The organism is Streptomyces sp. NPDC005262, from assembly GCF_042872425.1.
In the GTDB taxonomy this organism is placed as follows: Bacteria; Actinomycetota; Actinomycetes; order Streptomycetales; family Streptomycetaceae; genus Streptomyces.
Genome location: NZ_JBIAKK010000016.1, coordinates 1 through 14,965, shown reverse-complemented (window position 1 = coordinate 14,965; position 14,965 = coordinate 1). Strand labels below are relative to the sequence as shown.

Annotated in this window: 11 protein-coding genes and 1 pseudogene; 5 read left to right on the top strand and 7 right to left on the bottom strand. The window is 69.0% G+C overall.

Annotated features, from left to right (window positions below; translation table 11 throughout):
* Positions 1-7: 7 nt before the first annotated feature.
* Complete coding sequence (locus ACFYP5_RS30305) at positions 8-3,754, top strand: S8 family serine peptidase (protein ID WP_389041936.1); 3,747 nt, start codon at positions 8-10, stop codon at positions 3,752-3,754.
* A 109-nt stretch (positions 3,755-3,863) separates the two neighbouring features.
* Here ACFYP5_RS30305 and ACFYP5_RS30300 read toward each other — a convergent pair whose 3' ends face one another.
* Positions 3,864-4,172: a class I SAM-dependent methyltransferase gene (locus ACFYP5_RS30300; protein WP_389041934.1), complete on the bottom strand. Its 309-nt coding sequence runs from the start codon at positions 4,170-4,172 to the stop codon at positions 3,864-3,866.
* 666 nt (positions 4,173-4,838) lie between these two features.
* On the opposite strand from ACFYP5_RS30300, the gene ACFYP5_RS30295 reads away from it, so the two are divergent.
* A complete protein-coding gene (locus ACFYP5_RS30295) occupies positions 4,839-5,999 on the top strand; it encodes a glutathione-independent formaldehyde dehydrogenase (RefSeq protein WP_389041932.1) in 1,161 nt (386 codons plus the stop codon).
* A gap of 276 nt (positions 6,000-6,275) precedes the next feature.
* Here the strand turns inward: ACFYP5_RS30295 and ACFYP5_RS30290 are convergent, their stop codons facing one another.
* Together ACFYP5_RS30290 and ACFYP5_RS30285 are read right to left on the bottom strand one after the other, a co-directional pair.
* The gene (locus tag ACFYP5_RS30290; RefSeq protein WP_389041930.1) at positions 6,276-7,214 is read right to left on the bottom strand and encodes a hypothetical protein; all 939 of its coding nucleotides are present in this window, start codon (positions 7,212-7,214) and stop codon (positions 6,276-6,278) included.
* Between the two features lie 328 nt (positions 7,215-7,542).
* Complete coding sequence (locus ACFYP5_RS30285; RefSeq protein WP_389041928.1) at positions 7,543-7,785, bottom strand: hypothetical protein; 243 nt, start codon at positions 7,783-7,785, stop codon at positions 7,543-7,545.
* On the opposite strand from ACFYP5_RS30285, the pseudogene ACFYP5_RS30280 reads away from it, so the two are divergent.
* Both ACFYP5_RS30280 and ACFYP5_RS30275 read left to right on the top strand, forming a co-directional pair.
* Positions 7,784-8,114 (top strand): annotated as a pseudogene (locus ACFYP5_RS30280) (IS5 family transposase); the annotation flags it as partial. The gene ACFYP5_RS30285 and the pseudogene ACFYP5_RS30280 sit on opposite strands and share 2 nt — an antisense overlap.
* A 705-nt stretch (positions 8,115-8,819) precedes the next feature.
* Positions 8,820-9,539, top strand: coding sequence for an SDR family oxidoreductase (locus ACFYP5_RS30275; RefSeq protein WP_389041926.1), 720 nt, complete (start codon positions 8,820-8,822; stop codon positions 9,537-9,539).
* Between the two features lie 57 nt (positions 9,540-9,596).
* Here the strand turns inward: ACFYP5_RS30275 and ACFYP5_RS30270 are convergent, their stop codons facing one another.
* From ACFYP5_RS30270 to ACFYP5_RS30260, 3 genes are all read right to left on the bottom strand, one after another.
* Positions 9,597-10,358, bottom strand: a complete 762-nt coding sequence (locus ACFYP5_RS30270) for an SDR family oxidoreductase (RefSeq protein ID WP_389041924.1) — start codon at positions 10,356-10,358, stop codon at positions 9,597-9,599.
* A 729-nt stretch (positions 10,359-11,087) separates the two neighbouring features.
* Complete coding sequence (locus ACFYP5_RS30265) at positions 11,088-11,435, bottom strand: MazG-like family protein (protein WP_389041922.1); 348 nt, start codon at positions 11,433-11,435, stop codon at positions 11,088-11,090.
* A 52-nt stretch (positions 11,436-11,487) separates the two neighbouring features.
* Positions 11,488-11,925 (bottom strand): cytidine deaminase, encoded by a 438-nt coding sequence (locus tag ACFYP5_RS30260; protein WP_389041920.1) that lies wholly within the window; start codon positions 11,923-11,925, stop codon positions 11,488-11,490.
* Positions 11,926-11,943: 18 nt separating this feature from the next.
* Between ACFYP5_RS30260 and ACFYP5_RS30255 the strand changes: the two genes are divergently transcribed.
* A complete protein-coding gene (locus ACFYP5_RS30255; RefSeq protein WP_389041919.1) occupies positions 11,944-12,081 on the top strand; it encodes a hypothetical protein in 138 nt (45 codons plus the stop codon).
* Positions 12,082-12,133: 52 nt separating this feature from the next.
* Here ACFYP5_RS30255 and yicI read toward each other — a convergent pair whose 3' ends face one another.
* Positions 12,134-14,389, bottom strand: coding sequence for an alpha-xylosidase (gene yicI / locus ACFYP5_RS30250; RefSeq protein WP_389041917.1), 2,256 nt, complete (start codon positions 14,387-14,389; stop codon positions 12,134-12,136).
* Positions 14,390-14,965 lie beyond the last annotated feature (576 nt).

Genomic DNA, 14,965 nt, shown 5'->3' with positions numbered 1-14,965 from the left:
AGTCGCTTTGCCCCGCGTTCCCATACCCAGACCAGGTCCGGTCGCGCTTGCCGCGATCGCCGCTCTGACGGCGGGGGTCATACCGGCCACCGCCATGACGCCCGCCGACCAGGCCGCTCCGCGGCTGTCCGCCCGCGCGGCGCACCAGCCGACCTCGCGCACCGTCACCCTGATCACGGGTGACAAGGTGACGATCAGCACTGGTGCCGACGGCAGGGTCACCCGTTCCGTGCAGGGCGCTGACGGCCGGCTCACCGGCTTCACGACCTACACGGTCGGCAAGGACACCTACGTGTACCCGGACTCCGCCGTCCGGTACATCGCCGCGGGGAAGGTGGACCGCGAACTCTTCAACGTCGCCAAGCTGTTGGCGGACGGTTACGGGGACGACCAGAGCAGCAGCCTGCCGCTGATCGTCACGTACACCGACGCCGCCGTCCGTTCGCGGACCCAGGCAGTGCCCGCGGGCGCCACCAGGACCCTCGCACTGGGCAGCATTCAGGGTGCGGCGCTGTCGGAGCAGCGGACGAAGGCCGCCGACTTCTGGGCCTCGCTCACCGGCGAGACCGCTGCGACCGGTCGCAGCGCCGGCGCCAAGCCCCAGCTGCGCAGCGGGGTCGCGAAGGTCTGGCTGGACGGGAAGGTCAAGGCCGACCTGGCCGACACGACCGCGCAGATCGGCGCACCGCAGGTGTGGGCGGCTGGTGACACCGGCCAGGGTGTGGACGTGGCCGTGCTGGACACCGGTGTGGACACCCGGCACCCCGACCTGGTCGGCCAGGTGAGCGCAAGTACGAGCTTCGTGCCCGACCAGGACGTCGAGGACCACAACGGTCACGGCACGCACGTCGCCTCGACCATCGTCGGCACCGGTGCCGCTTCCGACGGCAAGGAGAAGGGCGTCGCCCCCGGCGCGCGGCTGCACGTCGGCAAGGTTCTCGCCAACGATGGCTCGGGGCAGGAGTCCTGGGTGCTGGCCGGTATGGAGTGGGCCGCCCGCGACCAGCATGCCAAGATCATCAGTATGAGCCTCGGTTCCGGGCCCACTGACGCCAGCGACCCGTTGAGCCAGGCGGTCGAAGCGCTCAGTGCCGAGACCGGTGCGCTGTTCACCATCGCGGCCGGCAACGCCGGCCCGCACTCCGTCTCGAGCCCGAGCGTCGCCGACGCCGCGCTGTCGGTCGGCGCCGTGGACACCTCCGACACCCTCGCCGAGTTCTCCAGCACCGGTCCGCGCCAGGGCGATGGCGGCCTGAAGCCGGAGCTGACCGCACCGGGCGTCAACGTGCTGGCAGCCCGTTCGCAGTACGCCGAAGACGGCGAAGGCTACTACCAGACGTTGAGCGGGACCTCGATGGCCACCCCGCATGTCGCTGGCGCCGCTGCGCTGCTCGCCGAGGCCCACCCGGAGTGGACCGGGCAGCAGCTCAAGGACGGCCTGGTCAGCACCACCCAGTCGACTCCCAAGTACACCCCGTACGAGGGCGGCAGCGGCCGTCTGGATGTCGCCGCCGCCGTCAAGGGCACGGTGTTCGCCACCGGCAGCGTGTTCGGCGGCTACCGCGACTCCACGGTGCCGGCCGGCGACAGGACCGAGAAGGAGGTGATCTACACCAACACCGCGGACCGTCCGGTCACCCTCGACCTGGCGGTTCAGGCCCCCGGTGCCGCCGCCGGGGCGTTCTCGCTGTCGGCAGCTCAGGTCACCGTCCCCGCACACGGCAGCAGCAAGGTGGCCCTCACCACCGCGTTCGACCTGGTGAAGCCGGACACCACGACCTCGGGGCAGATCCTCGCCACCGACGCGTCCGGCGCGCTGCTGGCCCATACCATCATCGGCGCCTACGAGCAGGCCCCGCGCCACACCCTCACGATCAACGCCAAGGACCGCAGCAGCCGCCCGCTGGGCGGTGAGGTGTACGTGTTCAGCGACAAGGCCTTCATGGGACCGCTGCAGCTGGACGCTACGGGCACCGGCACGGTCGACCTGCCCGCCGGGAAGTACTTCGTGAGCCTGGAAAGCGATGTCCAGGGCGCTCACGGGCCGCGCTCCAAGGGCAAGGCCGTCCTGACCGCTCCCGAGGTCGTCCTCGACAAGGACGCCACGGTCGACCTGGACGCCTCCAAGGCCAAGCAGATCTCCGTCCGGACTCCGCAGGAGACCACCCTCGCCGAGACCCGCATCGACCTCTACCGGGGGTTCGACAACGGAAGCGCGTTGACCATGGGGCGGTGGCCCGATGCCACGTACGACAGCGTCTGGGCCCTGCCCACCAAGCCGGTCACCGTGGGCACCTTCGAGTTCGGGTCCAACTGGCGCCTGACCGAGCCGGCCCTAACGGTCACCTCCCGTACGCGCGCCTTTGACGACCTGCGTGTCCAGCGCGGACGCATCCCGCTCACCGATGGCACGCGCCGGTACGAGGCCGTCTACGCCGGGGAGGGCGGCCCCGCCGCCTACGCCGGGCTCGACGCCAGGGACAAGGTCGTCGTGGTCCGGCGCAGCGATGCCGTCGGACCTGCCGAGCAGGCCGAGACGGCGGCCAAGGCCGGCGCGAAGGTGCTGCTCGTCGTCAACGACGGCTCCGGACGCCTGGAGCCGTGGGGTGTCGATCTCGACAACCCCTGGTCCCAGACCGGGAACCCGCCTCCCCTGACCGTGGCCACGCTGACCGCGGACGAGGGCGACGAGCTGATCGCCCAGATCGAGCAGGGCCGGAGGACGGCGCTCCAGGTGACCTCCCACCCGACCACGGACTACCTCTACGACATCTCCCACCATGTGGCCGCCGTCCCGGCGGACCCGACCTACCGGCCGCAGCGCCGTGACCTCGCGCGGGTGGATGTCTCCTTCCGCAACAACCGGCCCGCGCGGGGCATGGAGTTCCGCTCCGCCGTCTGGCGCGGCGACTACGGATACAACATGTTGCCCACCCCCGCCCAGGGCAAGCGCACCGACTGGGTGTCCAGCGACACGGACTGGGCCGAGTTCGCCCAGGTCAACCAGCAGCTTCAGATCGGCAGCGACATCCTGAAGCGGTACCCGACCGACCAGACCTCCCACCTGCATTACTTCGGGCCGATCCAGCGCCCTCGGGTGGACGGTTCCCACCGACCGTTCCGCGTGGATGACAAGGTGTACGCGCAGATCCTGGGCTGGGGCGACTCGGATGCCGGACACGTCGGCACGACGTACAACAACGTCGATGTCCAGAATAAGGTGGCGCTCTACCAGGGCGACACCCTGATCAGGGACTCCGTGACCGACACCCTGGGCAGCTTCCGGTTCCCCCTCGTCCTGGCTCCCGAGACGCTGCGATACCGCCTGGTGTCGGAGAACGCCCGTGGCACCTGGACGAACGAGTACTCGACCACCACCAGGACCGAGTGGAGCTTCACCTCCGGGCGGGCCGCCGCCGGCACCTTCGACGTCCTGCCGCTGATCCAGCTCGACTACACCGTCGAGGGCATGAACGACGCCGGCAAGACAAGCCGCCAGGCCGACATCACCGTCACTCCCTCGCACCTCCCGGGCGCTCCCAGCTCCGACACCATCGGCACGGTCGGCCTCGACATCTCCTACGACGACGGCGCAACCTGGCACCACACAGCCCTGACCCGCACCGCCCAGGGCTGGAGCACCCAGCTGAACGCCCCCACCCGCGCGCGGTTCGTGACGCTGCGCACCAGCGCTGCCGACAACCAGGGCAACACCGTCACGCAGAACATCAACCGGGCCTTCGGCCTGAAGTAAGTACCCACCGGATCAGCCCCGGCTGACCGACCCGGGGCGGGACCGCATCCAGCGGTCCCGCCCCCTCGCATTGCCGGGGAGCGAGTTGACCCGGCGCGGTGGGAGTCGCTCACGTCGAGGTCTCGACTTCCACGTTGCCGTGGGTGGCGATTCGTTGGCGAGCGAGTGCGGCCAATTCTTCGCCCGGCTCGATGGCGGTCACTGAGCATCCGAGCGCTGCCAGCGAGGGCGTGGCCTGGCCGGTACCGCAGCCCACCTCCAGCACCGACGACCTTTCGTCAATGCCGGTGACGGTGACAAGGTCCGTGAACAGCTTGTCGGGGTATCCCGGCCGGACCCGGTCGTAGAGTTCCGGCACCTCGTTGAACACCCGACCGAGGTCATGTCGATTCAGGCGCGTCTTCGGGTCATCTGTCACGAGCGCACAAGCTATGAGGCTCGTCCACGGGGACGCCACTGGTTTAGCGGCGGCTCCTCGACAGTACGACAGCAGCCGTGCTTCGCCGTAGTCCTCCGGGTCGTCGTAGCCAGGCCCGTAGCCGCGCCGCCTTCTGGCCGGCGGCGCGATCCAGGGCGAACCAATCGGGGACGTCACCAAGAAGTCGTGGGCCTCGGCCCGCCCGGTCCAGACTGCCGGGCAGTGTGATGCGACTTACCCTGGAATGGATGCGGATTTCCCGGCGTCGTCCATATGGGATCACGACCACTCACGGCACTGGCTTGACCCGCACCAGTGGTTCCGGGCGGTCGATGGCGGCCCCTGGGCACGAGCAAGCAGCCGGCCAAGGGAGCCGTCACACCAGGGCTGTTCGGTCTTGTAGCCATCAACACCGGCCTCCTGCAGCGGGTCGCCAATCGTGTGACTGAGCGTGTCAGCCTCGATCCGCGTCATCGATCGACCGACACCGGCTCTCCAGTCCACGGCCCAGACGGCTGGCCGGAGTTCTGCGGTGCGACCGGGGGATTCGCGAGGTCACTGCAGCCCGCCTGAGCCACGGACCGAGGGCACCTTCGTTGCGGAGGCGCCACCTGCTACCGGCCGCCTTGAGATCTACCCCTTCGCGGCGGCCGCCAGGGAGTGATCATGAAGGCAGCGGTGTACGAGGGACCGCGGACAGTCACCGTAAAGGATGTGCCGGACGCAAAGATCGAGCATCCGTGCGACATCATCGTGAAGATCACCACCACGAACATCTGCGGCTCCGACCTGCACATGTACGAGGGCCGCACCGACTTCGAGACGGGCCGCACTCTGGGGCACGAAAACCTCGGTCAGGTCGTCGAAGTCGGCCCGGCCGTCAGCAAGGTCAAGGTCGGCGAGTACGTCGTCCTGCCGTTCAATATCGCCTGTGGTTTCTGCAAGCAGTGCGAACAAGGGCTGACCAACTACTGCCTGACCATGCAGCCGGAGCCGGCCCTCGCCGGAGCCGCCTACGGGTTCGCCGACATGGGCCCGTACCAGGGCGGCCAGGCGGAGTTGCTGCGGGTGCCGTACGGGGACTTCAACGCCCTGCGGCTGGGTGAGGACGCAGCAGAGCGCCAGGTGGACTACGTGATGCTGGCCGATATCTTCCCCACCGGCTACCACGCCACCGAGATGGCGGACGTCAAGCCCGGTGACCAGACCATCGTGTATGGAGCCGGTCCGGTGGGCCTGATGGCCGCCTACTCTGCGGTGCTCAGAGGTGCCGGCCGCGTCTGGATCGCCGACCACCACCCCGACCGGTTGCGCGTCGCGGAAGAGATCGGCGTCATCCCGATCGACACCACCAAGGAGAACCCGGCCGAGGTAGTCAAGGAGGCAACCCTTGGACTCGGCGCCGACAACGGCTGCGAATGCGTCGGATACCAGGCTCACGACCCGCAGGGACACGAGGACGCCAGCCTGACCCTCAACGGCCTCATCGACTCCGTCCGTTTCACCGGCGATATCGGAGTCGTGGGCGTGTTCCTGCCCCAGGACCCTGGAGGAGCGGAGGCCCAGGGAGACCTTGAAGCTCACGGCAAGGTGCCGATCGACTTCGGCCTGATGTGGTTCAAGGGCCAGAAGATCGGCACGGGCCAGGCCCCGGTCAAAAGGTACAACCGGGCCCTGCGCGACCTGATCGTCGGCGGCAAGGCGGAGCCCAGCTTCATCGTCTCCCACGAACTCAGCCTCGACGAGGCCCCCACCGCCTACGAACACTTCGACGCCCGCGACGACGGCTGGACGAAGGTCGTCCTGCACCCCAACGGCAATCCCTGACCACCGCAGCCGAACCCACGCGCGACCCGGGCGAACGGCGCCTCTGCGGCGCGTCAGCGCTCTCCGGAGCAGGGCTCGCCGTACGTGGCCCCGCATCGCCCGCGCGAGGAGGACGAACTCCTTCTCGTCCACGGCGATGAGGGGCCACGCCGCACCGGCCCGCCAGTGATGCAGCGGATTCCAGCTGTCGTGTTGTCGCTCGTCACCGTATCTCCGTTCTCGGGGCGAGGCCGGACTGGTCATGGTCGTCAATCACTGCCGCAGCCGAGGTCGTCCTCACTTGTCCCTGTCCCTGTCGCGGGCTTCGGTGAGCTTTCGCTGACGTCTCCGGTGGCGTTGCCCGTACGCGGCGTCGCGTACCTCCTCGGCGTTCTCGAGTCCCGTTCCGAAAGCGCCGCCGATCATGGAGCTGGACGTGACGAACCAGCTCAGCGTGGCGTAGTCCGAGGCGTCGACGGCGTGCTGTGTGATGCTGCCGAAGACGGCCGGGGGCACAACGAGGAACGAGACTGCCACGAGGGTCACGAAGAGCGTGGTGTAGAGGAAGAACACCCCCAGCCCGATGGTGAGGAGCGTGACCAGGTTGTAGGGGTACAGCGATGCGTGGGTATCCGGCAGGTCTTCGGCTCGTTCCCACAGCCCGTGATCGATGATGATCCACCCGGTGAGGGCGAGGGTGGACAGCACGGCGATGACCGTCAGCTGCGCGATGCCGAGCGTGGTGGAGACCCGCCAGGTCGTGTTGTTGAGAAACCCGACGGCTGCGGTGGCGAAGACTCCGGCCATGGCGCGGGAGAGGCTCGTGAACAGCCGCCAGGGGCGGTTGGCGCGCACCATGCCCAGGACCAGACGGACGTGGCCGCGCAGCCCAGGCACGACGTAGCGCTCGCGCTTGGACTCTTCGCTGGGCGCCGGACGGCCGACGACCGGAGAATCCAGCGGCTCTTCGTCCTGCGCGGTCAGCTGCCTGACGACGTCGACCACCGCCTGCCGCACCCGGCGCGGCAGACGCCGGGAGCCGAGGGCGGGCAGGGAGATCAGCGCGATCCTGCGCTCCGGGTCGACCTCAGTGCTGACCGGGTTGCGCGCCGCCCGGCGCGGCAGATCGGTGAGGAAGACGCCGATGTCCCAGTCGCCGTCCTCCCCTCGGGCTTCGACGATTTCGGCCAGGCTGGACACGTCGGCCTGCTCGTCGGCCACCAGGGGTTCCGTCACGGTGTCCACCTGCCAGCGGATCCCCCTGCCGATGCGCCGGCGCAGATGCTCCGGCAAACGGCGGGAGAGGTTCCGGGCGATCTCGGAGGGCAAGCCCGGGTCGGCAATCAGGACGAGCCGCAGCCTCCTGCCGGTCGAATCCGCGTTGGGATGCCTCATACACCCTCGCATTACCGCCGAGTGGCTTCGGTGATGTCGTGCCGCGTCCCCCGCCCTCAGGCTGCCACCACAGGGAGCACTGCGCCCGTCCACCCGTTCGCCCCGCCCGCCGCGCCTGCGGGTGGAGGCGACCAAACCCAAGATCTAGTGGTTGGATTGTTTCAGCCACTCAGGTGAGGCCGGCGGAAGCGTTGTCGTCCCAGCCGTCCTCGCGCTGCATGTAGCCGAGCATGGAGCGGGAGTGGCGGGCCCAGCCGCCCTGGTCGGCGATGGAGAGGAGATTGCCGTCGTCGTCGCGGAAATCGAGCTGCCAACCCGCCGGGTGTTCCTCTCCAGGCCAGAGAGCGGCCAGTACGCAGGTGTCGTGCTGCCCACGTGACGGCCGCCGTGCCCAAATCGTTGAGGTGAGCATGGGGCGGGGCGATCTAACGGATGCCGCGTGGGCACGGCTGCGGCGTTCCTGCCGGTCAGCAACAGGCGTTGTGGCAGGTGGCGGGATCTCCGGCAGGTGATTGACGGGATTCTGCACCGGGTGCGGACCGGAGTGCAGTGGCGTGATCTGCCCGAGAGGTCGGACCGTGGAAGACCGTCTATGAACGCCACCGTCCGTGGTCGGCCGACGGGACTTGGGAGCGTCTGCTCCAGCAGGTCCAGGCCGAGGCCGACGCGGTCGGGGAGATCGACTGGGACATCTCTATCGACTCAGCCGTCGTGCGTGCACATCAGCATGCAGCCGGCGCCCCCGCACCGACCCGCCGCCAGAATCAGCCATGTTTCGCCGGTTTCCGCAGGTCGGAGTGAGGATGCGCGACGGCGACCGGAGCCCCTTGTGGGACGGTTCCGGTGTCGTGCATGAGGATGGTGCGCCTTTCATCGTGCTGGGTGGCGTCGCCTGCCCCGCGGGGCGGCGCCACGGCCCCCGGCCCGGAAGCAGCGACGGCCCGGCGTGCGGGCGCACGCCGGCTGCGGGAGTCGCCGGGGGATTCACCCCATGCTCGGATATCGGACACCGCACGCAAAATCGCCGGTGAATGTTCACTGGCGTCACGGCCGTGACCGAAAATCGGACGGGTCCGGGCCCATGTGACCGTGCATCCTTCGTCACGGGTTCGAAGACTCCGACTGCCGCCGCAGTCGGCGCTCGCCCGCCTGACGTGCCGGGTACGGCCGACGCGAGGGGGCGGCGTGGGGCGTCCAGGAGCCGGCCCGGCCAGGGCTCCGTCGGCCCACCTCGGCCGGCGCCCGGCCGCCCCTCCGCGTATTCGATCCGCATCCACGGCCATCGACGATCGTCCGGTGGAACACCACCCGGACACCGGGCCGCCCGCGGTCCGGGTGGTGACGGACACCCGAGCGATATACGTTCGGAGCGGTCGCGCTGCGCCGTCGCGCACGTCGCGACGGCCGGTCTTCGGCCCTGCAACCCATCGCCGGGGAGGTCCTCCCATGAAGGTCCAAGGGTCTGTCGCTTTCGTCACCGGAGCGAACCGCGGACTCGGCGAGCAATTCGTGCGGGCGCTCTTCGATGCCGGAGCGGCCAAGGTCTACGCGGGATCCCGCGACCCCGGAAAGGTCACGGTGCCCGGGGCGATCCCGGTCGCGGTCGACATCACCGACCACGAATCCGTGCGCGCGGCAGCCGCCCAGGCCCAGGACGTGACGCTCCTCGTCAACAACGCCGGTTCAACGACCCGGGCGGACGTTCTCGCGTCCGACCTGGACGCGTTCCGGAAGGAGTTCGAGACGCACGTGGTCGGCACCCTCGCCATGAGCCGGGCCTTCGCCCCCGTTCTCGGGGGCAACGGCGGCGGCGCGCTGGTCAATGTCCTGTCCGTGATGTCCTGGATATCGATCCCGGCCAGCGCCGGATATGCCGCGGCCAAGGCTGCCGAATGGTCGATGACCAACGCCTTGCGGATGGCTCTTGCGGAACAGGGGACGCAGGTCACCGCTCTGCACGTCGGCTACATGGCGACGGAGATGGTCGCGCATCTGACCACTCCGAAGGTCGATCCCGCTGCGGTGGCCCGCGCGGCCCTCGACGGTGTCGAGGCCGGACTGTACGAGGTGCTCGCCGACGACGTCAGCAAGCAGGTCCAGGCAGCGCTGTCCTCGGGCCCGGAGGCGCTTTATCCACAACTCGCCGGCCGCCCGGCGCTGATCTGATCCCCTCGCCCGAACGCCATCTCTTCCGCCGTCCCCTGAGCTGCTCCTTCCTGGTGGTCAGTGGGAGATGAGCTGCTGGCCGCCGTCGACGTCGTACGTTCCGCCGGTGAGCGCGTCGTTGCACATGATGTGTACGGCCAGAGCGGCCACGTCGGCCGGGACGACGACCCGCCGGATGGGAAGCGTCGCGCGCAACTCCTCGCGCCGGGCATCGAGCTGATCGCCCAGGAGCGTGGCCGACAGGGGTGTGTCGACGAATCCGGCAGCGATGAGATTGACCCGGATCGGCGCCAGTTCGAGCGCCAGGTTCGCAGTGAGGGCGGGCAGAGCCGCGGTGACGGCGGACATGACGGCCATGCCGACACCGGGGCGCCGACCGCCGGTGCCGCCGATGAACAGCAGCGTGCCTCCGGCTCGGACCTTGCCACGGCTGTAGAGGGCGACCGCGAGTGTCATGGCGAGGCGCTCGTCGAATGCGCGGCGGGCGGTGGCGAGGTCCATGCTTTCCAAGGGCATGTAGAACGGGCCGCCGGCTGTGACCATCACATGGTCGACCGGGCCGGGCAGATCCTGGAAGAACTGCTTGAGACGGTCGGCATCGGTGGCGTCGAAAGCTGCCGTGCCGAGAGGGTGGAGCTCGAGCGCAGCCTGCTGCAGCCGTTCGGGGTTGCGGCCGACCAGCACGACCTGGCCGCCGCGTGCGCGTACCTGGCGGGCGGTTTCCAGTCCGATGCCCGCGCTGGCGCCGATCACCACGACGGTCCGACCGGCAAGGTCGGGCCCGCTTCGGGTGCCCGGACCGCTGGGTGCGGCAGTCATGACGAACCACCGCCGCCAGGAACGGTCATGCCACGGCCATGGTGTCTGCTGCCCGTCATCCGTACCTCCGGGTATCGGCCTCTGGTTCTGTGGTCACGCTTCAGGCCGCAGATCGCCTGCCTGTCGACCCGCCCGCCTGTCGACCCGACTGCCTGCACCGTGCCCGTCGCGCCCTGGGTCACCTGGCCCGATCGCCGCCGGAGACGGGCAGCACGATGACTTCGAGTTCCGGATCCACGCGGAGGTCTTTCTCTCTTGACGTCCGTGGATCCCGCGCCTCGTGCGTCGCCGGTTCGACGTGCGGCGATCCTCACACGAGGCAGCGCCGGCGGCAGTCCCGACCCGCCGACCTGACCACCACGGCCCAGCACCACGCCCACCGACGTGCGGTGCCGGTCACCGTTGCGCCCAGCCCCGTGACGGACTGCACGGCGTCGATCGAGCCGGGAGCCTTCCGCGTACGCGGCCTTCACGCGGGTGCGGCTCGTCGCGCCCGCGAATCAGCTACGTGCCGTGGCGCCTGCTGTCCTCATGTGCTCTCACGGAAACCCGCGCGTCACCGATCGGTCCCCCTCCCCTGGATGGGGCTCGGCCCGGACTGTCAGCAGCTGACCGACTGCGCCGGCTCCAGGGCGGGCGGCCACGATCTGGGGCGGCCCCCGGCACTCGCCGGATCGATGCTCCGGACCGGGACCCGGTGATCAGCCGGCCGGGGTCACTCATCCCCTCTCACGCCACGTCGGCCCCGCTCCCGCCACTCGGAGGAAGCACACGGTCCACCAGGTGTTGCAGCCGCTCGTCCAGGAGCTTGCGCGCATCAGGCGTGCACGAGGCGAGCGCGACCATGCCCGTCACGATGACGTCGCACAGCTCCTTGTTGACGTCGTCCCACGTATGGGACGCCCCCTTGCGAGGGTTGGCGCCCATGACGCCGTGCAACGCCTCGGCGACCTCACCGAACTCCTCGCCGATCTTCAGTACGCGCAGCAGCCGCACATCGCTGTCCGACGCCTGAACGGCGTTCTCGTCCAGCCAGGTCCGCAGCCGCTCCACACGATTCCATGCTTCGTCCTGCATCGGGTTCCCCTCGGATCGTCCGTACATGTTCACCCCGCAACCGCCCGGAGTGTCAGCTCGTGCCGAGGGATGCGCCTTCCTCGGTGTCGAGCTGGTGGTCCGCCCAGATGTAGCTTTCGGGAAGCAGATCGGTGATGGAGACGGTTCTGAGGCTGTCGCTCGTACCGACGATGACCTTGAGGGCCGGGAAGTAGTCGACGAGGACCTGGCGGCAGCGGCCGCACGGCGGCACGACGCCTCGGTCCCGGTCACCCACGGCGACGATGGTGTCCAGGTCGTAGACGCCCTGGGTGGCGGCCGTGCCGATGAGGACCAGCTCCGCGCACGGGCCTCCGGTGAAGTGGTAGGCGTTCACTGCGGTGACGATGCGGCCGTCCCCCGCGCGGGCCGCAGCCGCCATCGTGTGGTTGTCGCCGCGGCAGCGTGAGCCGGCGACGTGAGCCGCCGCCCGGATCAGTTCATGGTCGACGCAGTCTGTCCGTGTGGTCATCTTCTCTGCCTTCAGGTGATGTCAGGCGACGTCGGCTCGGGTGTCGATGGTACGGAGGCGGGCATCGGCACGCTGTCGTCCTCCGACGTGGAGTCGACGGGCACCGCCGCGTACCGCTGCACCACCGGTCACCCGTACCCGTCGGCATATCAGTGAGGCACCCCTCCGCGCTACGGCACCGGGGAGCCGCGAATCGACGCCACCGGCGTCAGGCCTTCACGACGTCCAGGCCGCTCTCACCCACGACCGTCACCTCGTACGGCCGGTCCGTGTCCGCCGTGACACGGACCAGGTTGCCCGCACGGACCACCTCGTACGTCGCGGCAGGCGCGCCTGTGAGGTCGGGGACCGTCACCGTGCGGGTGAAGTCGCCGATCCCCTCGGGGGCGTGGACCCGCAGCTCCAGGTTGTCCGGCCAGTCGCCGTCGGGCCGGGAGGTGTCGGCGCCCAGGGGCAGGACCGCGCCCGGCCGGACCAGCAGCGGGAGGCTGTCGAAGCCATGAATCTCCTTGCGCCAGGCCGGGCCGGTAACGGTCTCACCGGAAAGCAGGTGGGTCCACGTGCCCTCCGGGACGTAGTACTCGACCTGGCCGTCCTCGCTGAAGACCGGGGCCACCAGGAGGTCCGGGCCCAGCAGGTACTGGCGGTCCACGGTACGGGTGGCCGGGTCGTCGGGAAATTCCAGGAGCATGGGGCGCATCGTCGGGACACCGGTGCGATGGGCCTCGACTGCTGCCCCGTACAGATACGGCATGAGGCGGTGCTTCAGCTGGGTGAACTGCTTGGCGACCTCGACCGCCTCGTCGCCGAACTCCCACGGCACCCGGTAGGACGAGGATCCATGCAGTCGGCTGTGCGAGGAGAGCAGGCCGAAGGCGAGCCAGCGCTTGAAGACGGCCGGGTCGGGGGTGCCCTCGAAGCCGCCGATGTCGTGGCTCCAGAAGCCGAAGCCGGACAGGGAGAGTGAGAGTCCGCCCCGCAGGGACTCGGCCATCGCGCCGAAGGAGGACCAGCAGTCGCCGCCCCAGTGAACGGGGAACTGCTGGCCACCGGCGGTGGCCGAGCGGGCGAAGAGGACCGCGTCGCCCTGGCCGCGTTCCTTCTCCAGGAGTTCGAAGACGGCCTTGTTGTAGAGGTGCGTGTAGTAGTTGTGCATCCGCTCCGGGTCGGCGTCGTCGTGCCAGACGACGTCGGTGGGGATGCGCTCGCCGAAGTCGGTCTTGAAGCCGTCGACACCCTGATCGAGCAGGACCTTCAGCTTGCTCTGGAACCAGGCGGTCGCCTCGGGGTTGGTGAAGTCCACCAGCGCCATGCCGGCCTGCCAGCGGTCCCACTGCCAGATGTCGCCCCCGGGCGCGTGCACGAAGTAGCCCTTCGCCGCGCCCTCCGCGTACAGGGGGCTCTTCTGCGCGATGTAGGGGTTGATCCACACGCAGATCTTCAGGCCCTTCTCCTTGAGCCGGGCGAGCATGCCGACCGGGTCGGGGAAGGTCTCGGGGTCCCATTCGAAGTCGCACCACTGGTACTCGCGCATCCAGAAGCAGTCGAAGTGGAACACCGACAGGGGGATGCCGCGCTCGGCCATGCCGTCCACGAAGGAGGTGACGGTCGCCTCGTCGTAGGAGGTGGTGAACGAGGTCGTCAGCCAGAGGCCGAACGACCAGGCCGGGGGCAGGGCCGGACGGCCGGTGAGTGCGGTGTAGCGCGTGAGGACGTCCTTGGGGCTGGGACCTGCGACGACGAAGTACTCCAGCGTCTGGTCCTCGACGCTGAACTGCACCTGGCCGACGGCCTCGGAGCCGACCTCGAAGGAGACCTTGCCGGGGTGGTTGACGAAGACGCCGTAGCCGCGCGAGGACAGATAGAAAGGGATGTTCTTGTACGCCTGCTCGCTGCTGGTCCCTCCGTCCGCCTGCCACATGTCGACGACCTGGCCGTTCTTGACGTACGGAGTGAAGCGCTCGCCCAGGCCGTGGATGGTTTCGCCGACTCCGAGGGCGAGCTGGGCGAACATGTGGTGGCCGCCGTCCTGGACGGTGGCGAAGGCGGTGCCCTTGTGTCCGGCGGAGGTCAGCAGGTGGCCGTCCGCATCCAGGAACTCCAGACCGAAGCTGCCCTCTGTGGCCAGCCGCAGAGTGAGGGGGCCGCTGGTCAGTTCGGCGGCCCGGCCCTGCGTACGGGTGGTGGCGGCAGCCGTCCCGGTCGCGCCCGGCAGGGCGAAGTCGGGCCCGGGGTGCCGCTTGCCCGCGAGGTGGGTGACGCGCACACCGATGACGCCTTCGGCGGCCGCGTACGCCTCCACCGTGATCAGGGGCGCGTTGAGGGTGTCCCCGCGCCGTTCGACACGCTTGACGGCGGCGTAGGCGGTGAGGCGGTCGTCGCCGATCTGCAGGTCGCGGATTTCGGTGGCGTACGAGGCGTGCACACCGTCTCGCATCTGCCAGAAGCCGTCGGTGAACTTCATGGGGTCTTCCTTAGCCGGTCAGGAGTGCGTGTTCAGAAGTGACGGGGTGGCGCGGGCAACCGGGTCACGGGAGCTCTCGCGGGCGCCGTAGCGGGCGGGGCGTCGACGATCGCGGCCCTGGTCGACCGGGGGGAGCTGTCCACTCCGAGGACGGCCGATACCGGTGCGGTGGCCGCCTTCGTGGCCGGTCGAGGCGGCATGACGTACCTCGTTCCTACGAATCCCGATTTTGATCGTACACAAAACAAAAATTTTGTCGAAGCGCTTCGACAGTGCACGAACACCCTCCGAACCCGCCCCCACCATGCGCAGACCCCTGGTGGAGAGCGGTCAGGTTGTCTGCATGTGACGTGTGTGTCACATGGATGCTCTAGAAACAAACGTCAAGATGCCGTATTAGTACTGCCAGCCAACAAATTGGTCGGTCGGCGGTGCGTCGTCCGAGCCCTTGTCGACAAGAGGCAGATTCATGTCGAAGCGCTTCACCCCCACCTCCGCGGACAAGTTCACCTTCGGTCTCTGGACCGTCGGCTGGCGCGGCAACGACCCCTTCGGTGACGCCACCCGTCCCGCGCT